Source organism: Streptomyces bobili (assembly GCF_002154575.1).
In the GTDB taxonomy this organism is placed as follows: domain Bacteria; phylum Actinomycetota; class Actinomycetes; order Streptomycetales; family Streptomycetaceae; genus Streptomyces; species Streptomyces bobili.
This window is the reverse complement of sequence record NZ_MUBA01000001.1, coordinates 47,503-71,408: the sequence shown is the minus strand read 5'-3', so window position 1 is coordinate 71,408 and position 23,906 is coordinate 47,503. Positions and strand designations below refer to the sequence as shown.

Genomic DNA, 23,906 nt, shown 5'->3' with positions numbered 1-23,906 from the left:
CCCGGCTCCCCGCTCGACGTGGCCGGTGAGCTGTTGGCCCTCCTGCGCGATACGACGACCGAACCGCGGCCCGACACACAGCTGGAGGCCCTGACCCTGGCCGTGGCCGCCGATCTGCCCGTCCTGCTGTGGGGCGAGCCGGGGATCGGCAAGACCGCGGCCCTGACCCAGCTCGCCGAGTCCCTGGACCTGCCGTTGACCACGGTGATCGCCAGCGTGCACGAACCGTCCGACTTCTCGGGGCTGCCCGTCGTGGGGGACGATCCCGCCGTGCACGGGGTTCCCATGGCACCGCCGGACTGGGCGGTGCGGCTGGTGCGGGCCGGTCGCGGGCTGCTGTTCCTGGACGAACTGTCCACCGCGCCGCCCGCCGTGCAGGCCGCCCTGCTCCGGCTCGTGCTCGAACGCAGGGTCGGCGCCCTGCGACTGCCGCCGGGGGTGCGGATCGTGGCCGCCGCCAACCCGCGGTCCTCCGCGGCCGACGGCTGGGAACTGAGCCCGCCCCTCGCCAACCGCTTCGTCCACCTCCAGTGGACACACGACCACGACGTCGTCGTACGCGGCCTCGGCGGGACCTGGCCCCGCGCCACACTGCCCCGGCTCGACCCCGGGAAGGTGCGCGAGGCCGTGGACTTCGCCCGGCGCGCGGTGTGCGGGCTGCTGTCCGCCCGCCCCACGCTCGTGCACCGGCTGCCCAGCGGCGAGGCCCGCCGTGGCGGTGCCTGGCCGTCGCCGCGGAGCTGGGACATGACGCTGACCCTGATCGCCTTCGCCACCGCGGCCGGCTCCTCGCGGGAGGTGCTGTCCCTGCTGGTCAGGGGGGCCGTAGGGGACGGTCCCGGACTGGAGCTGCTGGCCGGCCTCGACCGGATGGACCTCCCCGACCCCGAGGCGGTCCTCGCCGATCCGATGGGGGTCGACCTGCCCGAGCGGGGGGATCTGCGCCAGGCCGTGCTCGACGGGGCGGTCGACGCGGTCCGCAAGCGCCCGGACAAGTCCCGCTGGGACGCGGCGTGGACGCTGCTGGTCCGGGCTGCGGAGACCGGGGCGCCGGACCTGGTGGTCGTGCCCGCGACCACCCTGGCCTCGCTGCGCCAGGGCGACTGGGACGTACCGGCGGCGATCGAACGGCTCGCCGGTGTGGTGACCCTGTCCCGCAGGGCGGACCGGGCGGCGGCCCGTTCCGTGCCGACAGCGTCCGTGCCGGCGGGGGCCCGCCGATGAACCAGGACACCGCGGGGACCCTGGACCTCGACAAGCTCTTCGCCGCCCGGCTGCACGCCGCGCGGGTCCGGCCCTACCTGGCGACGGCCCTGTTCGCCCTGCACACCGTGGAGTCGCGGGAGGTCCCGACGATGGCCGTCGACCAGCACTGGCGGTGCTACGTCTCACCGTCGTTCGTCGACCGGACGCCGGTGGAGGAACTGGCCGGCGTCTGGGTGCACGAGGTGTCGCACCTGCTGCGCGACCACCACGGCCGCAGCGACCGGGTCGCCCGCCGACACGGCCTGACCGGACCCGGCGAACGGCTGCGGATGAACATCGCCGCGGACATGGAGATCAACGACGACGCCTTCGGCGACGGTCTGCTGCGGCCCGAGGGAGCCGTCCGGCCGCAGACACTGGGGCTGTCTCAGGGCGAACTGATGGAGGACTACCTGCGTCAGTTCCGGCTCGGGCCGCGCACGCAGGAGCTGGCCTGGCTGGACTGCGGCAGCGGCGCCGACGGACTCTACCGGGAGTGGGACCTCGGACCCGACGGCGCGAACGGACTCAGCGAGCAGCAGCGGGACGCCGTCCGGTTCCGTGTCGCGCAGGGGATCATCGGCCGCCCCGGGAACGCCCCGAAGAAGTGGCAGCGGTGGGCGGAGGAGGCGTTCCATCCGCCGCAGCCGTGGCGGGAGTTGCTGGGCGCGGCGGTCCGCTCCGCGGCCTCCGCACCCGGCGTCGGCGAGGACTACACCTACGGCAGGCCGGCGCGGCGCTCGGCCGGGGTGCCCGGAGTCGTCCTGCCCAGCCTTCGGCGCAGGCCGCCCCACGTCTCGGTGATCATCGACACCTCCGGGTCGGTCAGCGACGCCGAACTGGGCAGCGCGATCCTCGAAGTCGCCGCGATCGCCCGCGCCGTGGGGGGCCGCCGCGACCTGGTCACGGTGCTGCCGTGCGACGCGTCCGCCCGGATCGTGCACCCGCTCTGCCAGGGCGAGGGCATCCCCCTGATGGGCGGCGGGGGTACGGATCTGCGCACGGGCTTCGCCAAGGCGCTCCGGTCCTCGCCGCGGCCGGACGCCATCGTCGTCCTGACGGACGGTCAGACGCCGTGGCCCACCTCGCGACCGCCGTGCCGCACCGTGGTCGGGCTGTTCCCCCGGAGAGGAGGGAAGGAAGGGTCGTGGAACGAGGACGACCCCGACTACGTGCCGGACACCCCGCCCGCGTGGGCCCGCGTGGTGGAGATCGGTTCGGTGCCTCCTGGGGGACGTAGGTGAGGTGCCGTGAAGCCGGCGGGGCGTCCGTGACGCCTGCCGGCCCCACCTCCTTGGTGGAGCTACCCCCACCTCCGGTTCGGTAGGCCGCTCCCTCGTTCCCGGGAGCGGAACACGGCATCGTTCAACGCGGCGGAAGTGAAGCCCGGTCGCAGCTCGACCGAAAGCCAGGCCGCCGACGTGAACCCAGTCCCGGAGGCCCGGGTCCCGAGTCCCGGTCGGGTCCGAGGGTCCTGGGTACCGAGTCCCACCCGGAAGGTATCCGCGATGTCGCCCGTCCTGTCGAAGCCGCAGCAGCCGCAGCCGCAGCCGCAGTCCGCGCACGAGGTGCTGCCCACGGACGGCACGACGGCGACTCCGTCGACGACGCCCGGTCCGCTCGCCTCCTTCGTCCGGTTCGCGGTCTTCGGCGGCGGGATCGGACTCCTCTCCGGCGCCGCCGTCCCCCTGCTGGCCACGCTGATGCCCTGGGCCCTGGCGAACGCGGTGATCACCGTCGTTTCGACGCTGGTGTGCACCGAGTTGCACGCCCTCTTCACCTTCGGCACCGGGCGACGCGCCGGGTGGCGCCGACACCTCCAGTCCGCCGGTTCGGCCACGGCGGCCTACGGGGTCACCTGCGCCGCGATGTTCGGGCTGTACGCGCTCCAGTCGTCCCCCGGCCTGCTCACCCAGCAGGCCGTCTACCTGGGCGCCGCCGCCCTCGCGGGCACGGGACGCTTCCTGGTGCTGCGGCTGTTCGTGTTCGCGGACGGGGCACGGAAGGGAACGGCGGCGAGCACTCAGGGCGAAGCAGCGGCAGGCCCGAAGGGCGGAACCGCATCGGACCCGAGGGGCGGAACGGCCGTGCCGACAGCTGTCGTACCGTCCGCCCTCACCCGGCCCGTCCTGGCCGTCGCCTGCTGATCCGGCGAACCGCTGCCGCTGCCGTTTCCGCTTCCGCTTCCGCTTCCGCTAGGCCGACGGGCCGAGGTCTCCCTCGATGACGGAGACGGTGATCAGCGGCCGGTCCCACAGGGCGAGGATCTCGTTGGCGAGGTCCACGATCGGGAGGGGATGCCGCTGCCCGTGCACCTCGATGGAGGCGGCCGACAGGCTGCGCGGCACGGCACCTGCGTCGAGGAGGACCCGCCAGTCCTCCGGCCCGAGGTCCAGGAACTCCAGCCCGGTCAGCTCGGCGATCTCCAAGGGGTCGGCGAGCGTACCGGGGTAGGCGGTGAGAGTACGCAGCCGGGGCAGTCCGGTGACGGGGGCGAGGCTGATCGGACTCCCCTCCCACACGCCGATGCTCAGGACCTCCAGCTCCGGGTGGACCGCGGCCTCGATGCTGTCCAGGGCGGCACGGTTGACCCGGGCCACGGCCGGCAGCTCGTCCCGGCGCGAGCTGCCACGCCTGTCGCTGCGCCGCCTCGAGACCAGGTCGGTGAGGGAGTCGGCGACCAGGTCGGCGCCGACGCTCTCCTCATGGCTGAGGACGATGATCTGCCCGAGGTGTCCGCGCGGGCCGGGGGTCAGGTCGACCGCTATCCGGTCGCCGCCGCCGGTGTCGGCGAAGACGATCCAGCCGGCCGAGCCGACCACTCCCTGCACGGTGGCGTCCGGCCGGGTGACGACCGCCTCCATCGCCGCGTACCGCCATGGTGAGGTGCGGGACGCCGGGTCGGCGATGTAGACGTCGTCCAGGGCGAAGAGTTCACAGCCGACCGCCTGGACGACGCGTTCCGTCACCTCCTGGTCGCCTCCCCAGTCCTGCCACCGGCCCCGCGTCACCCGGTAGAGCGCCCTGAGTTCCTCGGGCAGGGTCACGCCCAGACGCGTCTCCGCGGCGGCGAGATCCTCGTCGGTGGCACCGACGCCGTCGGGGAGCCGCTCGCGGAGCGTCCGCTCCAGCAGCGCCGGGTCGGCCGTCGGGGCCGGCACAGCGCCGGGCACCGGATCGGGCAGGCGTCGCCAGGGCTCGGGGACGGCACCCTCGACCAGCACGAGCGAGCTGGGATGCGGGCCTCCCACGCCGGGCTCCACGGCGGGACTGGGTCTGAGCAGGCGGAGCACGGTCCGCCCGGTCGGCGCGATCTCCGCCGTGAACGGGATGCTGTCGACGCCGGCCTCCGCGAGCGCGCTCTGCACGCGTCGCACGGCGTCGAACTCGTCCTGCATGTCCTCGTGCTGGGCCGCCTGCCCGGGCAGGGGGAAGCCGCGCTGGATGGGCAGGCTCCATCCGTACGGGCCGATCTGTCCGGTCACGTAGCCGCCCGGAGCGGCCAGTTCCTCGGCGTTACCGGCCCGGAGCAGCCTCAACACGGGCTCCCACGTGGTGAATTCATCTAGCGAGGACAACAGCGGGCTCCTGTCGATGGGTTGGGTGAGGTGAGGTGGGAGGGGGGTGGGGCAAAGTTCGTGCCGGTGTGTCAGCCCTGGCCAGGTGCCGGGGCCGCCCGCCCCATCGGCGCGGTCAGCGCCTTCAGGGTTTCGCGGGCCCTGGTGGCCAGTTGCTCGTCCGCGCGGATGATCTGGCTCCCGATCCCTGCGGTCACCACCCGCCGGTCGCCCTGGGCGAGTCGCTCGATGCGGTGCAGGTGCTCGTCGGTCAGTGCGGCACGGCCCAGCGCCGACAGCGCCTCGAACGCGCTGTCCACGTCGACGCCGCTCTCCGCCGTGTCCAGCACCTGCCCGGCGAGGACGCTTCGCTCCAGCGGGCCGCGCAGTTCCTCCTCGGGGAGCGCGGCCAGCAGCGCGAGGACGGCGGCGGGTGCGTGCGGTGGGGTGACGAGGAGTTCCTCCAGCGCCGGGCGCAACGGTCGGGCCGCGGACCCCAGTCGGGCCGCGAGGCGCGCCGTCCGCATCGCCGTCCACCGGGTCCAGGGGCCGTCGTCGGCTCTGATGACGGCCTCCAGGAGCGGGACGACCGTGGCCGCGTCGCCGGTGATGTCCCAGAGGGCGGCGGCGAGTTCCGCATGGGTGTCGAGCCACGGCATGGACCGGAATGCGGGCTGGTCCGTCAGGGCGGCGCGTATCGCCGGCACGAGTTCGCCGGCGGTCTCCCCGAGGACGGTGACGAGGCGGGCGGCCTCCCGCAGGTACCTCCCGGCGCCGGCCAGTTCGGCCCGTATCGCGGCGATCAGCGGTCCGCTCTCGCCGGTCAGGTCGTGCAGGGCGCGCGCCGCCGACAGTCGTCCCTCGTCGGGACCGTGCAGGGCGGCCGTGCGCAGGTGTTCCGTCGTACGGGTCCTGGGCTCGCCGTCGTCCGGGCAGACCCCCACGAGTGCGGTGGGGCCGGCGAGCGGGATCCTCGGCAGCGCGTCGAGGAGTTCGGGAATCGCGGGGGCGGCGCGCCGTCCCCAGGAGGCGAGGAGCAGGGCGAGGTGGATGGGCTCGTTGCCTTTCGACTCCGGGTCGGCGAGGCGCCGTCGGACCGCGTCGAGCAGCGCGGCGTCGTAGGGGAACGGGGCGCTGACGGCCGTACCGTGTGCGCGGGCTCCGGAGGCGGCGGCGAGGGCCAGGGGGCGTTCGGGCAGTCGCTCGGCGAGGAGCGGGGCCGCCAGGGCGGGGGCGGCGGTCACGAGCGCGGCGAGGGCCCGGTCGGCGAGGTCGCCGTCGCCGGCGGCGAGCCGGGCCAGAGCGGGGGCTCCGGCGCCCGCCTGTTCCGCGACCTTGTCGAGCAGGGGCAGTACGCCCCTCGGTGGCTCCGGTTCGTCGAGCAGCGGGAGCAGTGCGGGCAGCAGCCGCGCCGGCGCGGAACGGGACACCATGCAGGCGCGGTCCGCGGCCGACAGGGCTTCGGCGCGGACGTCCGCCTCGGGGACGCGCAGAGCGGCCTCCAGCAGCGCGAAGGCGGCCTCCCGGTCCTCCGCGGTGTCGCGCCGGAGCAGCCCGCCGACCACGGCCTGGAGGGGCTCGCACTGCTCGAAGGCGGAGACCAGGCCCTCGGCGGGCAGCGCGGCGAGTACGGCGTCGTGCCGGCGGGTGTCCCACGGCAGGCCCGCCGCCAGGCAGGCGAGGACGGCGGTGACGCGCAACCGGGCCGGGCCGTGCGCTGCGAGAGCGGCCAGGGCCGTCGGGGCGCCGCGTGCCGGGTCGAGCCGGACCAGCGCGGTCACCAGCTCCGCCCGCACGGCGTCGTCGGTCTCCTCCTCCCAGCGTCCTCGCAGCGCCGGCCAAGCCTCGGTGGGGGCCGCCGTGTGCCCGGCCGCCCGTACGGCGGCCTGCCGCACCCGCGCCTCCCCGGCGGCCGTGAGGCCGAGAATGAACGGGAGTTGTCCGGCCACCGCCGCACGGCAGGCGCCCGGTGCCACCCCGTGTCCGTCGGTGCTCTCGGCGATGCCGCCGAGCAGGACGAGGAGATCGGCGCTGCGGCGTCCGGCCGCCGCGAGGCGTGCGAGGAACGGCACCGCCTCGGCGGTCGCCGCGTAGACCGTGCCCTGGTGCAGGATGCTGCCGTACAGCTCGTCCAGGGCCCCGGCCGTGGCCTCCGGGTCGTCGCCCGCGAGGGCGCGCAGGACGGCAGGGAGGTCCTCCGCGCTTCCGTAGGCGTGGTCCAGTTCCGGCCATGGGCGGTCGTCGAGTCCGGCGAGGGCGAGCGTGCGGTCCATGAGCGGGATCTTCGCAGAGGGGTCCACCGGCGCCGCCACCGCCCGGAGTTCGCCGGTTCGACGCCCCGAATCCCGACCTGGACCGGGGTTCGTCGAGGACTCCGGCGACCACTCGCCGGGATTCGCGCGGTGGATCTTTCTCCTCAGGCGGTGACCTCGGCCCCTGGGTCCGGCACCGCCATGGCCCAGGCCCCCATGGCTTCCAGGACATCGCGCAGTCCCTCACCGAGAGGGGTCAGCTCGTAGACGACGCGCGGCGGGATCTCCGCGTAGGTGGTGCGGGTGACGATGCCGTGCCGTTCGAACTGGCGCAGCCGGCTGGTCAGCGTGTGGGGGCTGATGCCGGGCAGGAGTTGGCGAAGCTCGTTGAAGCGAAGAGGGCCGTGCAGCAGCTCGCGCACGATCAGGGTGGCCCACGGGCCGTTGAGCAGGACGAGGAACCGGGCGACTCCGCACTCGGGCAGACAGGGATCACTCATATTTCTGACCGTATCCCATTAGTGCAGTTGATGTAACTGGTGCATCGCATGCACTAATAGCGCCATGACCTACGTGATTCACGGCGCCACCGGCGCCCAGGGTGCCCCCGTCGTCGCCGCTCTCACCGCCGCGGCCAAGCCCGTGACCGCCCTGACCCGCAACCCGGACGCCGTCGTCGACGGCGCCCGCGTGGTGACCGCCGACCACTCCTCCACGGAGGAACTGACAGCGGCGTACCGCGGCGCCGACGGAGTGTTCGTCCACCTGCCGGTGGTCTCCGAGGAGGACCGCCGAACCCAGGCGCACCACATCGTCGCCGCCGTCCGCGCGGCGCGTCCGGCCCGTGTGGTGTTCTCCACCAGCGGCGCCCCGATCGACGCCGGCACCGGCGGCGCGGCCGCCATCCTGGCCGGTGGCCTGGCCGACGCCGGGGTGTCCCACGCGGTGATCGCGCCCACGCTCTACCTGGAGAACCTGCTCATGCCGTACGTCGTCGACGCGGTCCGCGAGCGGGGCGTCCTGCCCTACCCGATCCGCGCCGACTTCCCCGTCTCCTGGGCGTCCCACCTGGACATCGCCGCCGTCGCCGTCGCCCTGTTCGACCGCCACGACGTCACCGGCGTGGTCTCCGTCGGCCAGTTCCCGGCGATCACCGGACCGGACCTGGCCCAAGCCTTCGGCGCTCACTTCGGCAAGGACGTGGCCTTCGAGCCGATCAGCCCCGAGCAGATGCGCGCCTCCGTCGCGCCCGTGATCGGCGAAGGCCCCGCCGCCGACGTCGCGGCCCTCTACGCGGCCATGAGCACGCTTCCCGACCGTTCCATCACAGAGGAGAACTCCGCTCAGAAGCTGCTCGGCATCCAGCCCCGAACGACGCACCAGTGGCTGGCCGAGATCGGCCTCTGACCGCCGGCACCGGCGGGATGGGCGGTGGCATCCGTCAGGGCGATGGCGGATGCCACCACCCGCCCCGCCGCGCCGCGCGGGCGCCTGTTTCGTGCCCTTATTGATTAAGTACGTTATTCCGGTTCCCAGGTAACCCGTTCGGGCGGTTTTTCCCTCCAATGCAGCACATCACTTGTCGCATGACGCTCGTTATGTGGGCGTGACAGATCAAGAAGCATTCGGAGAAACGATCCGTCCTTCAGCGACCGGTGCCCGCGTGTCTGCTGACGTCGGAGTGCGATACCCGAGGGCGACGCGACCGAGACTCGGCGGAAAATCCGCCTTGCTGCCGGTGTCGTCCGCATTTCGTGCGCTCGACGTGACGTCCTGAAAGAGGGCATGGGGAAACTGCAGTGGACAGGTTCAGCAATGACGGCTTTTTCTACGCCCACCCCTACACCCCGAGGGCGGGAGAGGAACCGGGAAGTCAATACGACAGCATTCCGTTCCCCAGTCAACAGACCAGGGACAGCGCCCCGCACATCCAGTCCTGGGACAGCGCGCCACAGCACACCACCGCCGTACTGGACGGCTGGGACCCTGACGACGAGCTGGCCGCGATGCTGTCCCCGGCGCCGAACCAGCAGCCCTCCGCCGACCCCATGGACCGGCCGCAGCGCAGGAGCGACCGGCGGCGCATGCAGCACAAGCCGCACGTCCTGGCCGGACGGCGCATCAGCCACGCCACGATCCTGATCGTCGCCATCGCCGTCTGCGCGGCGTGCCTGCTGGGCTGGTCGGTCGCCTACACCTACGGACAGCTCCGTACGATCGCCGAGGGCATGCTGCCCGACGCGGTGGCACGGTGGTGGCCGCTCGCGGTGTACGGACCGTGGTTCGTGGCGGCGCTGTCGATCCTTCGGGCCACGGTCCAACACCGCCGCGCGCGCCGCTCCTGGGCCGTCCTCCTCACCGCCTCGGCCATGGCGGCAGCCCTGTGCGTAGGCCACTCCTCCCGCTCACTGATGGCATTCGTGATGTTCGGAGTCCCTCCCATCACCGCCCTCGTGTGCTTCTGGGAACTCATCGGCCAGGTCTCCTCCAAGTGCAAGATCCGGCAAGGGGCACATGCGCAGCGGAGCGCCAGAACGTGAGGAACTCCGTCGCCTGACCGCTCAGGCAGGCGGTTCGCGACCCCGGTGCTCTCTGTGGACGCGCCATTCCCGCGCGTGCGCCGGCGAAGTCAGGAGCCGACAGAGCCAGGAGCCGGAGGTACTCAGGAGCCGGAGGAGCCGGAGGTCCTCCGGGTCCTGAGTACCGGCCGGCCGGCCGCCTCCGGCCCCGCCACCGATCGATCCGTTCCAGATGGTTCAGTTGGAGACGTGCGCAGGTGAAGCAGGACATTGCCCCCATCACGAACCGGAGCACGGATGCGCTCCTCGCTCGTGCTCGTGACGCGCTCCGCGCGCCAGCACCTCACCAGGCTGCCGCCCCACAGGCCGCGTCCGCGTGCATGCCCGCGGACGCGTTCGACACGCTGTACGTGCGGACCGGTGGCCCGCTGGTCTACCAGGTGATGCTGCTGACCGGCAGCAGACGACTCGCTTTCGAGGCGGTGGACGCGGCTTTCCACCGTGCCTGGGAACACTGGCCGGAAGTCGCCGTCGACCCCGACCCGGCCGGCTGGGTCCGGGCGAGGGCCTGTGAATACGCCCTCGCCCCCTGGCACCGGATCCGCCCCGCGCATCAAGCGGGTGCGCCGGCCGAGGATGCCGAAGGTGACCCGCTCTGGCGGGCGTTCCTCGCGCTACCGGCGCACCATCGCCGCGTACTGCTGTTGTGCGAGGGCCTCGATCTGACCACCGAGCAGGCGGCCACCGAGATGGAGGCCACGACCGGCGCCACGAGGAACCGGCTGACGCACGCCCGCACCACCCTGTCGCGGCACCTGCCCGGACGGGATGATCCGGGCGTGCTGGAAACCTGGCTGAAGGACCGTGCGACAGCGGCTTCGACGGCGACACTGCCCCGAGCACAGTGCGTACGCCGGACCAGCGAACGGCTCACCCGCAGGCAGACGCGCCTCGTCCTCACCATGACCGCGACACTCGCCGCGCTCATCGCCCTCACCTGCGCCACCACCGGGGACGACAACCCTTCCGGCACCTCCCAGCAGGTCGGCGGCCACGCCTCGACCTCCGACAACGCCTCCCGCGGCCGGCCCGACCCGCGCACCTCGCCACACCTGCCGTGACGACGGGCGGCACCGCCCGCACCCGTGGGGTGACGGTGACCTCGGGGTGTGCGGCCTGCGCCTGGTCCGCCACTCGCGCGCACTCACCGATGTGCGTGGGGCAGGTGTCCCTCACGATGGTCCTGCCCGACGGCGGCGAGCCCTCGGCCGAGCCCGACCGGCATGCTGCTCGGTCTCCGGCAGCTTCACCGCCGGTGTCGGCAGGCCCCCGACGACGGTGGCAGTCATCCGCGTGGTGGTGCGGCTGCGGGCGGCTCGGGCTCGACGCTTGGGGACGGGGTTTCGGCTGGTGGACACAGTTCACGAGAACGCCGCCCACCCACAAAGCCCGGCCCTGACACTCCACGTGAGGCGGTCCGCCGGCGCAGCTCGTCTCACTCCGGTGCCGGGGCGGCGCCGCGGGAAGCGGTCGTGATGTGGCACGGGCCCGCCGAGATGCCGTGGTAGCGGTCCATCACCACCGTCCGGCATGGACACTCCGGTGAAGAAGGGAGCCGGCGGCGCTCTCCGATCTCGGCGCTGCCCGAGCCGCAGCAGGAGACCACCGGTCGGCGCGCCCACGCGAGCCGTCGCGGCTTCGGGGACCGCCCCCATGTCCCCGAACCGACGTGGCGCGACGCCCGCGACCAGGCCGTAGGGGCACCTCGCCGATGCGTCGTAAGGGCGTTCTCCACGCCCAGCACGATCTCTGGCTCAGCCCAGGAAGCTCAGCCGGACCTGACGCTCGGGGTTGTCGCGGTTCGTGTCCACGAGGCACACCGACTGCCACGTCCCCAGTCGCAGGATGCCGTCCACCACCGGCAGCGTGGCGTGGGGTGGGACGAACGCCGGCAGGACGTGGTCGCGGCCGTGCCCGGGGCTGCCGTGACGGTGCTGCCAGCGGTCGTCGGCGGGGAGCAGGGTGTGCAGGGCCGCGAGGAGGTCGTCGTCGCTTCCGGCACCGGTCTCGATGACCGCGATGCCGGCCGTGGCGTGCGGGACGAAGACGTTCAGCAGGCCGTCGCGGCCGGCCGCCGCCTCGCGCAGGAAGGCCTCGCAGTCACGGGTGAGGTCGACGACCCGCTCCTCGGCGCCGGAGGCGATGTGCAGGACCCGGGTGGTGAACGCATCTGACATGCCACCATCCTGACCCATGCCCGCCGCGGCGGCAGACGCTGTCGGCGCGTGGCCGCTCCGCACGGGAAGATCCACGACCTCGGCACTGTTGGTTCAATCGTGAACGAGATGCGTGAGGTCGAGGTGGCCGTCATAGGGGCCGGTCAGGCGGGTCTGGCCGCGGCCTATCACCTGCGGCGCACCGGCTTCGAGCCGGAGCGCGACTTCGTGGTGCTCGACCATTCCCCCGGTCCGGGCGGCGCCTGGCAGTTCAGGTGGCCCTCACTGACGTACGGCAGGGTGCACGGGATGCACGCGCTGCCCGGTAGGGAACTGACGGGCGCCGACCCGGCGCGGCCCTCCTCCGAGGTGATCGCCGAGTACTTCACGGACTACGAGCGTGCCTTCGACCTGCGGGTGCGTCGGCCGGTCGATGTGACGGCGGTGCGCGAGGGCGCGAACGGGCGGCTGCTCGTCGAGAGTTCCGACGGTACGTGGGCCACGAAGGCGCTGATCAACGCCACCGGCACCTGGGACCGGCCGTTCTGGCCGCGCTATCCCGGGCAGGAGAGCTTCCGCGGCCGGCAGTTCCACACCGCCCGGTATCCGGGGCCGGAGGCGTTCGCCGGACTGCGGGTGGTCGTGGTGGGCGGCGGAGCCTCGGGAACCCAGCACCTGCTGGAACTGGCCCCGTACGCGGCCGCCACCACCTGGGTGACGCGGCGCCCGCCCGTCTTCCGCGAGGGCCCCTTCGACGAGGACGCGGGCCGCGCGGCGGTCGCGCTCGTGGAGGAGCGCGTACGGCAGGGGCTGCCCCCGAAGAGCGTCGTCTCGGTGACGGGCCTGCCGCTGAACGACGCGATCCGGCAGGGGCTGGCGGACGGGGTGCTCGACCGGCTGCCGATGTTCGACCGGATCACCCCGGACGGAGTCGAGTGGAAGGACGGGCGGCGGGTGTCCGCCGACGTCATCCTGTGGGCCACCGGTTTCCGGCCTGCCGTGGACCACCTGGCGCCGCTGCGGCTGCGCGAGCCGGGCGGCGGCATCCGCGTCGAAGGCACGCGCGCGGTCGTCGACCCCCGCGTCCACCTCGTCGGCTACGGCCCCTCCGCGAGCACCATCGGGGCCAACCGGGCGGGGCGCGCGGCCGTGCGGGACATCAGACGGCTGCTCGCCGAGCCGGCCGGGGAGCCGGTCGCCGCCTGACGTCCCGTCAGGTCAGGTCAGGTCAGGGAGTCTTCGACGGACTCGGCGAGGCCGAAGCGCTCTGCTGGATCCTGTTGAACTCGGCGACATTGCGCTGGTGTTCCTCGTAGCTGGCGGTGAAGCGCGTGTCGCCCGGCTTGACCGTGACGAAGTACAGCCAGTCCCCCGGCGTCGGGGTGATCGCTGCGCGCACAGCCTCCTCGCCGGGGTTGTCGATCGGCGTCGGCGGCAGTCCCATGCGCTGGTAGGAGTTGTAGGGGCTATCGAGGCGGGTGTCCGCCGTGCTCGTCCTGAGCGTGGAGCGGTTCAGCGCGTAGTTGATCGTGGAGTCCATCTGCAACGGCATACCGCGTTCCAGACGGTTGAAGACCACGCGGGCCACCTTGCCCATGTCGGCCTTGGTGGCGGCCTCGGCCTGGACGATGCTGGCGACGGTGACCGCCTGGTAGACGTTCATCGCGTTGCGCTGGGCCCCGGCGGCGATCGGCGCGCCGTTGAACTTGGTGTTGGCGGTGTCGACCATCGCGGTCAGCAGCGCCTGCGGGGTCGGCTTCTTGCCGAGCGGATACGTCGCCGGGAAGAGGTAGCCCTCCGGGTTGCCCTCGGCGTCGGGCGGCAGCTTCAGGCCGGCCTTGGGCAACGCCTTCCGGGTGGTGCCGACCGGCAGGGCGAGGGCCTTGTCGACAGCCTCGTAGATCTGGCTCGCGCGCCAGCCCTCCGGGATCACCAGCGTCGTCGGCTTCTTCTCCTCGGCGTCGTCCATGCTCAGCAGCGGCACCGCCACAGCGGTGCCGGCCGCGACGGCTCCGGTCGCGATGAGGACGAGACGGCCCCGGCGCGTCAGTCGGATCGCGCTCCGTGGCGGAGTGTTCATCTGCATGCGGGCACGGTAACCCGCATATCATCATAATTCCGGCATCTCCTGGCATATTTTCATCTTGTCGGCTCCAGGCGGGTGTCTCTGCGCACCAGCTCCGCATACCGTCCGCCGCGCTCCAACAGCTCCTCGTGCGTGCCCCGTTCGGCAAGCCGGCCGGAGTCCAGGACGACGATCTGGTCGGCACTCCGAATGGTCGACAGCCGATGGGCGATGGTGAGCGTGGTGCGGTTGGCCGACAGCGCGTCGATGGCCTGCTGGACGGCGTGTTCGGTCCTGGTGTCCAGGGCGCTGGTCGCCTCGTCGAGAATCAGCACCGGCGGGTCGCGCAGGATGGTGCGGGCGATGGCCAGGCGCTGCTTCTCACCACCGGAGAAACGGTGCCCACGCTCGCCGACGACCGTGTCGTACCCGTCGGGCAGGGCCGCGATGTGGTCGTGGATCTGGGCCGCGCGCGCCGCCGCGTACAGCTCCTCGTCAGTGGCGTCCGGCTTGGCGAAGCGCAGATTGTCGGCGATCGAGGAGTGGAAGAGGTACGTCTCCTGCGAGACCACGCCGACCGCGCGCGCGAGGGTGTCGAAGTCGAGGTCCCGGACATCGACCCCGTCGAGGGTGACCCGGCCGCCGGTCACGTCGTACAGACGCGGCACGAGGTAGCCCAGGGTGGATTTGCCGGCGCCGGTCGGTCCGACGACGGCGAGGCTGCTGCCGGCCGGGACGCTCACGTCGATGCCGGCGAGGACGGGGGCGACCGTGTCGTCGCCGTCGTAGCGGAACTCCACGTCCTCGAAGCGGACTTCGCCCTTGATCTGGTCGAGGTGGACCGGGTCCGCCCGCTCGGTGATGTCGACGGGGAGGTCGAGGTACTCGAAGATGCGCTGGAAGAGCGCCAGGGAGGTCTGGATCTGCACGCCGGTCGACAGAAGGCTGACGGCCGGGCGGAACAGGCCCTGCTGGAGCGAGACGAAGGCGACGATCGTGCCCAGGGACGCACCGGGGCCGCCGAGTTGGAGGGTCATGCCCGCGGTCCAGTAGATGACGGCCGGCATGGCCGACATGACGATCCCGATCACGGACATGCGCCAGCGGCCGGCCATGCTGGATCTCACTTCGAGGTCGACGAGGCGCTCGGACTCGTCGGAGAAGGAGTTCGTGAGGGAGTCGGCGCGGCCCATGGTGCGGCCCAGCAGGATGCCGCTCACCGAGAGGGATTCGGTGACCGTGGCGGCCATCCCGGCCATCTGCTTCTGCCGTTGGGTGGTGATCTTCCGCCGTTCGTTCCCGACGCGGCGGCTGATCCACACGAAGACCGGCAGCAGGAGCAGCGAGACGACGGTGAGCCGCCAGTCGAGGGCGATCATCGCGATGATCGTGGCGACGACGCTGGTGAAGTTGGAGACCAGGGAGGTGGCGGTGGACGTGACGGTCGCCTGCATGCCTCCGATGTCGTTGGCGATGCGGGACTGCACCTCGCCGGTACGCGTGCGTGTGAAGAACGCGAGCGACATGCTCTGGAGGCGGCCGAAGACGGCCGTGCGCAGGTCGTGCATCACCCGCTGGCCGACCGTCGTGGAGATCAGCGTCTGGAGGACGCCGAAGACTCCGGCGAGGACGGCACTGAGGATCATGCCGAGCGCGAGCAGGCTCAGCAGGCCGGTGCGCCCCTCGGGGATGGCGACGTCGAGAGTCTCCTTCAACAGGAACGGCGTGGCGACCGAGACCAGCGAGGAGGCGGCGACGAGCAGGCCGACGACGGCGAGCCGGCCGCGGTAGGGACGGAACAGTTTCAGAATGCGGCGCACCTGCCGGGGCGGTTCCTCGGCGTCGCCGGACAGGGGCCAGGAGTCTGGTTTGTCGGGATGCATGGGCTCCTACGGGAGGTCGGGCGGGCGGGACTGAGGGAGCGTAGCTCATTGTTACCTATACTCACAATGAACGGCGTCCTGATATTGTTCCCGCATGACCACCCCCGATCCCGACGGCGCGCTCGCCGAGCAGCTGCTGCGTTTCACCCGCCGGGTGCACCGCATCCAGAAGCACCATCTGGGGCTGTCGGACCTGGGCGTCACGCCCGCCCAGTCCCGTCTGCTGCGCACCCTCGCCCACTTCAGCGCGCCGCCGAGGATGGCGGACCTCGCTGCGCGCCTGGAGGTCGTACCGCGGGCGGTGACCACGCTGGTCGACGGACTGGAGGTGAACGGCAAGGTGCGCCGGGTCCCGGACCCGACCAACCGCCGGGTGATCCGGATCGAGCTGACCGACGAGGGCCGCACCACGCTCCACGAACTGCACCGGGCACGCCAGTCGGCGGCCCGGGAGATCCTGGCCCCGCTGACGGACGTGGAGCGGGCGGTGCTCGGGGAGTTGCTGGACACGCTGATCGACGGGACGGCGCTTCCGCGCTGCTGAACGGGTCGGGTCCTCGACCCCTTGCGTTCCTGAACCAGATGCAACGCGGGGGCGTTGCGGATCCGAGGCGCTCCGGATCCGAGGCGTTGCGGATCCGATGAGCAAGGCCCGCGGCCGCCGCTCCGAGGTGCTGGAGCGGCGGCCGCGGCCTTCCCGTGACCGGGTTCCGTCAGTGGGCCTCGGGGGCGGATTCCTTGGCCGCCGACTGGGCCGGGACGGCGGAGTCCGGGAGTCCCTGCGAGGTGGGCGCGGTGCCGACGGCGGCGTGCGTGCCCGGCGTGACGGGGGCCTCCTTCGCCTCGCCCGAGGCATCCGAGGCATTCGAGGCATCCGGGGCATCCGGGACGCCGAGACCAAGGGACTCCGCGTCCTCCTCCTGACCGGACGTGTGCTCCCCGTTCAGCACCTTCTTCGCCCGCTCGATGTCCAGCGCGCCCTCCCAGCGGGACACCGCGAACACCGCCACGCAGTTGCCGAGAAGGTTCGTGACGACGCGCATCGAGTCCATGATGCGGTCCACGCCCAGCAGCAGGGCGACGGCACCTGCGGGGATGGCGCCCAGCGAGGAAGCGGTCGCGGACAGGGCGAGGAACGCCGATCCGGGGATGCCCGCCATGCCCTTGCTGGTGAGCATGAGCACCAGGACCACGGTGATCTGCTGCCCCAGGCTGAGGTCCACGCCGACGGCCTGAGAGATGAACAGCGTGCCGATGGACAGGTAGAGCGAGGCGCCGTCGAGGTTGAAGGAGTACCCCGTCGGCAGCACCAGGCCCACGGCGTCGTCGCGGGCGCCGGCCTTGCGCAGCTTCTGCATCACGCGCGGCATGACCGACTCGGTGGAGGCGGTGCCGAGGGCGAGCAGCATCTCCTCGCGGATGTAGCGCAGGAACTTCCAGAGACTGAGACCGGTCACCGCCTTCAGCGCGACGGCGAGCAGTGCGATGAACAGGGCGGCCGCCGCGTAGCAGAGGATGATCAGCTTGGCGTAGGTCTCGATGACGCCGAGGCCGTACTGGCCGATGAGGACGGCCATCGCGCCGAACACCGCGATCGGCGCGAGCCGCATCACGAAGCCGACGATCGCGAAGATGATCTCCTGGGCCTGCTCGATGGCGGGCAGCACCTGAGGCACCTTGGTGTGACCGAGGTGCAGCAGCGCGGCGCCCACGAGGCAGGCCAGGATGAGGACCTGGAGCAGGGAGTTCTCGGCGAAGGCGCCGATGAAACTGGTGGGCAGCGCGTTCACGACGAACTCGGTCGTGGAGGGCAGCGAACCGCCTCCCGTCTTCGCGTCGACCGCCGAGGTGTCGAGCGTGGCCGGGTCGACGTTCATCCCGGAGCCGGGCTGGACGATGTTGGCGGCGAGCAGCCCGATGAGCAGGGCGAGCGTGCTCGCCACCTCGAACCAGATCAGGGCTTTGAGCCCCATCCTGCCGAACGCCTTGAGGTCACCGGCCTTGGCGATGCCGACGACGACCACGCAGAAGACCAGTGGCGAGATGATCGTCTTGATCAGCCGGGTGAAGCCGTCGCCGAGCGGCTGGAGATCCGTGGCCACATCGGGCCACAGTTTTCCGACGAGGATTCCGAGCACGAGCGCGCAGGCGACCTGCGCGAAGAGAGAGGTACGCAACATGCGTGCGACGCGTCGCGGCAGTGACGGTACGGACTGCGGCACGGGCACTCCTTGTGGGGGACGGTGACTCGCAGAGGCCGGACGGGACTTCTGCGATACGGAAAGCGGCTTCCGTAGCGATCACCTTGGAGGGTGAGTCGCTCATGGGGAAGACCTCCGTGTTGCGTGCGCGTAAAACGCGCCACGAGTGACGCATCGCACACCTCCGGCCTCTGCGGTCACCACGCCCGCCCCCCGGCAATGCGCGTGATCCCCCGTCAGCGGCCCCCGCACCGTGGTCAACGCCCCGCCGCAGCAGCCCGACGAGCCGCTCAGCCGGTAGCGCTCGCCCGTCGCGCCGACCGCGTGCCGCTGGTCGCGCGGCACTTGACGGTGAAGGGTCGTCGCCCGTGTAGGCGTCGCCGAGCCCGTGTTGGTGTTGTCGAGCGCGTGTTGGTGTCATCGAGCCCGTGTACGCCTCCAGGCGGTACAGGTGGCCGTCGTCGCGGATCCCGGCGAAAGGCGTCAGGTCGTATGCGATCGGCTGACGTCGAAGGCGCGCGGCCCCGAAATCACGTACGCCGCAGCCCTTCGGCGGTGTATGTCCGGCGGCTCCGCCGAGAGCCGTACCCACCAGGGGGATGCCCCTGTGAGCATCGAGATGGCGGTCCGGCATCTCATGGCCGGTGTTCTGCGGGAGTTCGCCGACCTCCGCAATGGGCCCTTCCTCCCGCGAGGGGCCCGCATCCTCCCCCTGCGCCCCGACCGACAGCCGGAACTGTGCGGTGCCGTGGAAAACAGGTTGATTTTGACCACCCTGCGAAGCGAACCTTTCACGGTTTGCTGTCGCCGCCGACCGCGGTCCCTCCCCCCATCCCTGACACGAGCCACTGGGACGTCATGCAGATCCAAGACCTTCCGTATCCCGACCCGGGTGTGCCGGACGTACGCTCGGGACCCCGCTTCCTGTGGTGGCTCGGGCGCAACCAACTGGGCGGCCAGCTCACGTCCCTGGCCTGGGGCCTGCTGCACTTCATGGCCGTCTCGGCTCAGCCGTTCTGCGTCGGGTTCGCCATCGAGGCGGTCATCGACCGCTCCGGTACACGGCTCGCCCTCGCCGGTGGCCTGATGGGCCTGTTCGGTGCCGCCACCGCGCTCGGGGACACCTTCCTTCACCGTGCCGCCGTCACCAACTGGATCACCGCGGCCGCCCGTGTCCAGCAGCTCCTCGCCCGCAAGGCCTCGCAGTTGGGCTCCGCGCTCAGCAGGCGGGTCGCGGCCGGTGAGGTCGTCGCCGTCTCCACGGGCGACGTCGAGAAGATCGGCTGGTTCGTCGAAGGCGTCTCGCGCTTCTCGGCCGCCGCCCTCACCGTCGTCTTCGTCTGCGTCGGCCTGGTGGTCCACCAGCCCGCCCTCGGCGTCGTCGTCGCCCTGGGGCTGCCCGTCGTCGCGTTCGCGGCGCTCCCCCTCCTGCCCCGCGCGACCCGTCGCGCCGACGTCCAGCGTGAGAAGGCCGGACGCGCCACCGAACTGGCCTCCGACACCGTGGCGGGCCTGCGGGTGCTGCGCGGCATCGGCGGCGAGGAACTCTTCCTCGACCGGTACCGCCACGCCTCCCAGGAGGTCCGTCAGGCCGCCGTGCGCAGTGCCCGCATGTGGTCGCTGATCAGCGCCATCCAGGTCCTGCTGCCGGGTCTACTGCTGATCGCGGTCGTCTTCTACGGCGTCCACCTGGCCCGCGAGGGCCGGATCACCGTCGGCGAACTCGTCACCGTCTACAGCTCCGTCATGGTCCTGATGTATCCCCTCAGGCACTTCGAGGAGATCGCCATGGCCTACTCCTTCTCCCGCCCGTCGGCGAAGCGTGCCGCACGCGTGCTGTCGCTGGAACGGGCCACGGACGCGGGCGGATCGCGTGCGGCCGACCTGCCCCACGGTGATCTGTACGACCCGGCCACCGGACTGCTCGCTCCGGCCGCCGCGCTCACCGCCGTGGTGTGCGGCGACCCCGACACCGCCGGGCGGCTGGCCGAACGTCTCGGCGGACACCCCTCCGAGGACGGCCCGTCGGTACTGCTCGGCGGAGTCCCCCTGGACGAACTGCCGCTGGACAGCGCGCGCACGGCCGTCCTGGTCCAGGACAAGGACCCGGTGCTGCTGTCGGGCTCCCTGCGCGACCTGTTCGCCGTGCCGGCCTCGGGTGGCGTCGACACGGCGCAGGCCCTGACTGCCGCCCAGTGCGGGGACGTTCTCGACGCCCTCGTCCAGGGCTCGCTGGACGTCGACAGCCCGATGGATGCCCGCATCACCGAACGGGGACGCTCTCTCTCGGGCGGCCAGCGCCAGCGGCTCGCCCTGGCCCGCTCGCTGTTCACGGATCCGGAGGTCCTCGTCCTGGACGAACCGACCTCCGCTGTCGACTCGCACACCGAGGCACGGATCGCCGCGGGGCTGCGGGACATCCGGACGGGACGCACGACGATCATGTTCACCTCGTCCCCGCTGCTGCTGGACCGGGCCGACCGGGTCGTCCTCGTCCACGAAGGCCTGGCCGTGGCAACCGGCGTGCACCGCGAACTGCTGCAGTCCGAGCCGCGATACCGCGCGGTGGTGACCCGCGAGACCGAGGAAGAGACAGCGCTGGGCGGGGTGCTGAAGGAACTGCACGCGCTCGAACACGCCGAACGGCTCGAAGACGACGAACGACAAGAGATCGAGGAGTCCGCATGATCGGCGTGGCGCCACCGGCGTACGACCCGGCGGCACCGACGACAGCGAACACGCTGCCCGTCGGGGCCCCCGCGACCGTGCGCGCCTACGTGGCCGAGCTGTTGCGCCGGCACCGCCGTGCGTTCGCTGTCCTCCTGGCCGTCAACACGGTCGCCACCGTCGCCTCGATGGTGGGCCCATGGCTCCTCGGCGACGTCGTGGAACGGCTGTCCGAGGGAGCCCAGGAACTCCACCTGGGGCTCACCGCCACGCTGTTCGTCCTCGCCCTCGTCGTCCAGGCCACCTTCGTACGGCAGGTGCGGCTGCGCGGCGCGATGCTCGGCGAGCGGATGCTGGCCGACCTCCGCGAGGACTTCCTCGTCCGGTCGGTCCGGCTGCCACCGGGCGTGCTGGAACGGGCCGGCACCGGCGACCTGCTGTCCCGTATCACCACCGACATCGACCGGCTGGCCAACGCCATGCGCGAGGCCGTGCCCCAGTTGACGATCGGCGTGATGTGGGCGGCGCTGCTGCTCGGCGGGCTCGTCGTCACCGCCCCGCCGCTGGCACCCGCCGTGCTGGTCGCGGTGCCGCTGCTGGTGGTCGGCTGCCGCTGGTACTTCAAGCGGGCCCCCGCCGGCTACCGCTCGGAGGCAGCCGGTTACGCCTCCGTCGCCGCCGCCCTCGCCGAGACCGTGGACGCCGGGCGGACCGTCGAGGCCCACCGCCTCGGCGACCGCCGGGTCGAACTGTCGGAACTGCGGGTCAAGCAGTGGACGGCGTGGGAGAACTACACCCTGTGGCTGCGGTCGGTCCTCTTCCCCGTCATCAACCTCGTGCACGTCACCGTCCTCGGTTCGGTCCTCATGCTCGGCGGGGTGCTCGTCCTTCAGGGCTGGATCGACGTCGGCCAGCTGACGACGGGCGCGCTCCTCGCCCAGATGCTCGTCGACCCGGTGAACCTGATCCTGCGCTGGTACGACGAACTGCAGGTGGCCCAGGTGTCGTTGGCCCGCCTGGTCGGGGTCCGGGACATCGAGCCGGACGCCGGTGACTCCGGGCTGGAACCGGACGGGCGGGATGTACTCGCCGACCGGGTCCACTTCGGCTACCGCGAGGGCGTCGACGTGCTGCGCCAGGTGTCCCTGGAGGTGGCGCCCGGCACGCGGCTGGCCCTCGTCGGCCCCTCCGGCGCGGGCAAGTCCACCCTGGGCAGGCTCCTCGCCGGCATCTACGCGCCTCGGGACGGCAGGGTCGCCCTCGGTGGGGCCGAACTGTCCCGGATGACCGCCGAACGCGTCCGCTCGCACGTCGCGCTCGTCAACCAGGAGCACCACGTCTTCGTCGGCTCGCTGCGCGACAACCTCCGGCTGGCGCTCCCCCACGCCCGGCCGGAACCGGACGAAGACACTCCGGACGCGCAGGCGCGCGCAGAGGCGCAGGCGCACGCGGCGAAGGAGGAGGCCGAGCTGTGGGCGGCGCTCACCGCGGTCGACGCGGACGGCTGGGCCCGCGCCCTGGACGGCGGCCTGGACACCGAGGTCGGCTCGGGCGGCCATGTGCTCACCCCGGCACAGGCCCAGCAGATCGCGCTGGCCCGCCTGGTCCTGGCCGACCCGCACACTCTGGTCCTCGACGAGGCGACCTCGCTGCTCGATCCCCGCGCAGCCCGCCATCTGGAGCGCTCCCTCGCCCGCGTCCTGGACGGCCGCACGGTGATCGCCATCGCCCACCGCCTCCACACGGCTCACGACGCGGACGTCATCGCCGTCGTGGAGAGCGGCCGCATCAGCGAGCTGGGCAGCCATGACGAGCTGGTCGCCGCCGACGGGGCCTACGCGGCCCTGTGGCGGTCCTGGCACGGCTGAGGCGGCCCGGACCGCGGGTCGCCGGGTGGTGCGGGACTGCGTGGGAGCCGGTGGGGGCCGGCTGGGACCGAGCCGCCGTGAGGTGGACGGAGAACGGTCGCGGCCCGCCCCACGGGCGATGTGCAGAAGCCGACCGACGAGGCCGCCAAGGCCAGGGCCGCCGGCAGCCGGACGGGAAGCGGTCACGGCCGTACCACCGGGAGCCAGGCGGAAAGCGGTCACAGCCACACCACCGGAAGCCGGACGGAAAACGGTCACAGCCACACCACCACACGGCGGGCCGGAAGCGGGTGCGACGCCGGAGCCGTGCCGCCGCGGGAGGCCCGTGCCGCGCCCCGGCCGACAGGTGGCCGGGCCGCCGCGCACGGCGCACTCGGCCGGCGGCTGCCCGGCGCTCCGGCGGGGCCGCGAGCCGCCCCGGCGCGGCTCTGGCGTTGCGCACTCCCGAACGGGAGTGGAACGCTGGAGAGCGGCACCCCCGCGGAAGGCAGCCGGGCAGGACCGTCCGGAGCATCCCGCCGCAGGCCGGTGCCCCGTGGCCACGGTGGCCCACCGCCGACCGCGCGGTGTGGACGGGCCCGTCACCCCCTGGAGGTACCCGTGAACAGCGCCGACGGATGGGGAGACGACGTCTACCAGCCCGACGCCTCCGAGATTCAGGACGACGCCGGACTCCTCGACGCGGAGGACACCCTGGAGAACGACGGTGTCGGCGACCCCCTGGACCGTGGCTGGTCGCCCCCGGAACGGCCCTGGGCCGTGGAGCACGACGGTGTGACGGCCGCGGAGCGCCGACGGGGCGAGACGCTCGACCAGCGGCTCTCGGAAGAACTGCCGGACCTCGTCACACCTGACGGCGACGGCCTCGGCGACAGCGACGACACCGACGGGGAACTCCTCGACAACGAGGTCGGCGCCGCCCGCTCCGGCCGTCTCGTGGCCCCGGACGAGGGAGCCCACGAGGACGAGGAGAGTGCCCTGGTCGCCACCGACGTCGGCATCGACGGCGCGGCCNNGGCCGCGATGCACATCGTCGACGAGGACGCCCTTCCCGGGTGATCCGGTCGGGGCTTCCCGGATCACGTGTCCGCACGCCACGGCCCACCGGGGCCCGCCGACCGCGTACCCCGCCCCACTACCGCCTTCACCGCCTCCACCGCACGAGGAGTAGGCATGCAGCAGGACAAGCACCCCGACTACCACTCGGTGGTCTTCCGTGACCGCGCCGCCGGCTACGCGTTCCTGACCAGGTCCACCGCGACCAGCGACCAGACGATCGAGTGGGACGACGGCGAGACGTACCCCGTCGTGGACGTCGAGATCTCCTCGGAGAGCCACCCGTTCTACACCGGCAAGGCTCGCACCGTGGACACGGAAGGCCGTATCGCCCGCTTCGAGCGGCGCTTCGGCGGAGGCACGCCGACCTGAGCCGG

Annotated in this window: 19 protein-coding genes; 12 read left to right on the top strand and 7 right to left on the bottom strand. The window is 72.2% G+C overall.

What is annotated here, in order from left to right; translation table 11 throughout:
- The 3 genes from BZL64_RS00285 to BZL64_RS00275 all read left to right on the top strand — a co-directional run.
- The coding region (locus BZL64_RS00285) for an AAA family ATPase (RefSeq protein WP_425276006.1) at positions 1 to 1,224 on the top strand (1,224 nt) is incomplete at its 5' end.
- Positions 1,221 to 2,489, top strand: a complete 1,269-nt coding sequence (locus tag BZL64_RS00280; RefSeq protein ID WP_086764489.1) for a vWA domain-containing protein — start codon at positions 1,221 to 1,223, stop codon at positions 2,487 to 2,489. The genes BZL64_RS00285 and BZL64_RS00280, both read left to right, overlap by 4 nt.
- Positions 2,490 to 2,753: 264 nt before the next feature.
- Positions 2,754 to 3,392 (top strand): GtrA domain-containing protein, encoded by a 639-nt coding sequence (locus tag BZL64_RS00275; RefSeq protein ID WP_341868778.1) that lies wholly within the window; start codon positions 2,754 to 2,756, stop codon positions 3,390 to 3,392.
- A 48-nt stretch (positions 3,393 to 3,440) separates the two neighbouring features.
- On the opposite strand, the gene BZL64_RS00270 is transcribed toward BZL64_RS00275, so the two are convergent.
- From BZL64_RS00270 to BZL64_RS00260, 3 genes are all read right to left on the bottom strand, one after another.
- Positions 3,441 to 4,823, bottom strand: a complete 1,383-nt coding sequence (locus tag BZL64_RS00270; protein WP_086764486.1) for an SMI1/KNR4 family protein — start codon at positions 4,821 to 4,823, stop codon at positions 3,441 to 3,443.
- A 71-nt stretch (positions 4,824 to 4,894) separates the two neighbouring features.
- Positions 4,895 to 7,075, bottom strand: a complete 2,181-nt coding sequence (locus BZL64_RS00265; protein WP_086764522.1) for a hypothetical protein — start codon at positions 7,073 to 7,075, stop codon at positions 4,895 to 4,897.
- Positions 7,076 to 7,218: 143 nt separating this feature from the next.
- Positions 7,219 to 7,554, bottom strand: a complete 336-nt coding sequence (locus BZL64_RS00260; RefSeq protein ID WP_086764483.1) for a winged helix-turn-helix transcriptional regulator — start codon at positions 7,552 to 7,554, stop codon at positions 7,219 to 7,221.
- 64 nt (positions 7,555 to 7,618) lie between these two features.
- Between BZL64_RS00260 and BZL64_RS00255 the strand changes: the two genes are divergently transcribed.
- From BZL64_RS00255 to BZL64_RS00245, 3 genes are all read left to right on the top strand, one after another.
- Positions 7,619 to 8,461, top strand: a complete 843-nt coding sequence (locus BZL64_RS00255; protein ID WP_086764480.1) for an SDR family oxidoreductase — start codon at positions 7,619 to 7,621, stop codon at positions 8,459 to 8,461.
- Between the two features lie 392 nt (positions 8,462 to 8,853).
- Complete coding sequence (locus tag BZL64_RS00250; RefSeq protein ID WP_244205113.1) at positions 8,854 to 9,594, top strand: DUF2637 domain-containing protein; 741 nt, start codon at positions 8,854 to 8,856, stop codon at positions 9,592 to 9,594.
- A gap of 359 nt (positions 9,595 to 9,953) precedes the next feature.
- A complete protein-coding gene (locus BZL64_RS00245; RefSeq protein ID WP_086764477.1) occupies positions 9,954 to 10,694 on the top strand; it encodes an RNA polymerase sigma factor in 741 nt (246 codons plus the stop codon).
- Positions 10,695 to 11,387: 693 nt separating this feature from the next.
- Here the strand turns inward: BZL64_RS00245 and BZL64_RS00240 are convergent.
- Positions 11,388 to 11,810: a YjbQ family protein gene (locus BZL64_RS00240; protein WP_086764474.1), complete on the bottom strand. Its 423-nt coding sequence runs from the start codon at positions 11,808 to 11,810 to the stop codon at positions 11,388 to 11,390.
- Positions 11,811 to 11,909: 99 nt separating this feature from the next.
- On the opposite strand from BZL64_RS00240, the gene BZL64_RS00235 reads away from it, so the two are divergent.
- Positions 11,910 to 12,995 (top strand): NAD(P)-binding domain-containing protein, encoded by a 1,086-nt coding sequence (locus tag BZL64_RS00235; RefSeq protein WP_086764471.1) that lies wholly within the window; start codon positions 11,910 to 11,912, stop codon positions 12,993 to 12,995.
- A 22-nt stretch (positions 12,996 to 13,017) separates the two neighbouring features.
- On the opposite strand, the gene mltG is transcribed toward BZL64_RS00235, so the two are convergent.
- Together mltG and BZL64_RS00225 are read right to left on the bottom strand one after the other, a co-directional pair.
- Positions 13,018 to 13,875: an endolytic transglycosylase MltG gene (mltG, locus tag BZL64_RS00230; protein WP_086764468.1), complete on the bottom strand. Its 858-nt coding sequence runs from the start codon at positions 13,873 to 13,875 to the stop codon at positions 13,018 to 13,020.
- 53 nt (positions 13,876 to 13,928) lie between these two features.
- Positions 13,929 to 15,737 carry an ABC transporter ATP-binding protein gene (locus BZL64_RS00225; RefSeq protein ID WP_086764465.1) on the bottom strand — a complete coding sequence of 603 codons (1,809 nt, stop codon included), beginning with the start codon at positions 15,735 to 15,737 and terminating at the stop codon, positions 13,929 to 13,931.
- 94 nt (positions 15,738 to 15,831) lie between these two features.
- Here BZL64_RS00225 and BZL64_RS00220 point away from each other — a divergent pair, with 94 nt between their 5' ends.
- Complete coding sequence (locus BZL64_RS00220) at positions 15,832 to 16,281, top strand: MarR family winged helix-turn-helix transcriptional regulator (protein WP_086764462.1); 450 nt, start codon at positions 15,832 to 15,834, stop codon at positions 16,279 to 16,281.
- Positions 16,282 to 16,450: 169 nt separating this feature from the next.
- Here the strand turns inward: BZL64_RS00220 and BZL64_RS00215 are convergent, their stop codons facing one another.
- Positions 16,451 to 17,959: a cation:dicarboxylate symporter family transporter gene (locus BZL64_RS00215; protein ID WP_086764459.1), complete on the bottom strand. Its 1,509-nt coding sequence runs from the start codon at positions 17,957 to 17,959 to the stop codon at positions 16,451 to 16,453.
- A gap of 837 nt (positions 17,960 to 18,796) precedes the next feature.
- On the opposite strand from BZL64_RS00215, the gene BZL64_RS00210 reads away from it, so the two are divergent.
- The 4 genes from BZL64_RS00210 (at position 18,797) to BZL64_RS00195 (ending at position 23,901) form a co-directional block, all read left to right on the top strand.
- Positions 18,797 to 20,626, top strand: coding sequence for an ABC transporter transmembrane domain-containing protein (locus BZL64_RS00210; protein ID WP_086764455.1), 1,830 nt, complete (start codon positions 18,797 to 18,799; stop codon positions 20,624 to 20,626).
- Positions 20,623 to 22,473, top strand: a complete 1,851-nt coding sequence (locus tag BZL64_RS00205; protein ID WP_086764452.1) for an ABC transporter ATP-binding protein — start codon at positions 20,623 to 20,625, stop codon at positions 22,471 to 22,473. The genes BZL64_RS00210 and BZL64_RS00205 overlap by 4 nt, the downstream gene beginning before the upstream one ends.
- A gap of 600 nt (positions 22,474 to 23,073) precedes the next feature.
- Positions 23,074 to 23,532 (top strand): DUF5709 domain-containing protein, encoded by a 459-nt coding sequence (locus BZL64_RS00200; protein WP_086764449.1) that lies wholly within the window; start codon positions 23,074 to 23,076, stop codon positions 23,530 to 23,532.
- Positions 23,533 to 23,646: 114 nt separating this feature from the next.
- Positions 23,647 to 23,901 carry a type B 50S ribosomal protein L31 gene (locus tag BZL64_RS00195; RefSeq protein ID WP_086764445.1) on the top strand — a complete coding sequence of 85 codons (255 nt, stop codon included), beginning with the start codon at positions 23,647 to 23,649 and terminating at the stop codon, positions 23,899 to 23,901.
- The last annotated feature ends 5 nt before the right edge of the window (positions 23,902 to 23,906 follow it).

Excerpts from the sequence above, each read along its gene's own strand:
- BZL64_RS00265 (WP_086764522.1), bottom strand. The coding sequence starts at position 7,075 with ATGGACCGCACGCTCGCCCTCGCCGGACTCGACGACCGCCCATGGCCG.
- BZL64_RS00220 (WP_086764462.1), top strand. The coding sequence starts at position 15,832 with ATGACCACCCCCGATCCCGACGGCGCGCTCGCCGAGCAGCTGCTGCGT.
- BZL64_RS00240 (WP_086764474.1), bottom strand. The coding sequence starts at position 11,810 with ATGTCAGATGCGTTCACCACCCGGGTCCTGCACATCGCCTCCGGCGCC.
- BZL64_RS00255 (WP_086764480.1), top strand. The coding sequence starts at position 7,619 with ATGACCTACGTGATTCACGGCGCCACCGGCGCCCAGGGTGCCCCCGTC.
- BZL64_RS00245 (WP_086764477.1), top strand. The coding sequence starts at position 9,954 with ATGCCCGCGGACGCGTTCGACACGCTGTACGTGCGGACCGGTGGCCCG.
- BZL64_RS00225 (WP_086764465.1), bottom strand. The coding sequence starts at position 15,737 with ATGCATCCCGACAAACCAGACTCCTGGCCCCTGTCCGGCGACGCCGAG.
- BZL64_RS00275 (WP_341868778.1), top strand. The coding sequence starts at position 2,754 with ATGTCGCCCGTCCTGTCGAAGCCGCAGCAGCCGCAGCCGCAGCCGCAG.
- mltG (WP_086764468.1), bottom strand. The coding sequence starts at position 13,875 with ATGCAGATGAACACTCCGCCACGGAGCGCGATCCGACTGACGCGCCGG.
- BZL64_RS00195 (WP_086764445.1), top strand. The coding sequence starts at position 23,647 with ATGCAGCAGGACAAGCACCCCGACTACCACTCGGTGGTCTTCCGTGAC.
- BZL64_RS00210 (WP_086764455.1), top strand. The coding sequence starts at position 18,797 with ATGCAGATCCAAGACCTTCCGTATCCCGACCCGGGTGTGCCGGACGTA.
- BZL64_RS00260 (WP_086764483.1), bottom strand. The coding sequence starts at position 7,554 with ATGAGTGATCCCTGTCTGCCCGAGTGCGGAGTCGCCCGGTTCCTCGTC.
- BZL64_RS00205 (WP_086764452.1), top strand. The coding sequence starts at position 20,623 with ATGATCGGCGTGGCGCCACCGGCGTACGACCCGGCGGCACCGACGACA.
- BZL64_RS00280 (WP_086764489.1), top strand. The coding sequence starts at position 1,221 with ATGAACCAGGACACCGCGGGGACCCTGGACCTCGACAAGCTCTTCGCC.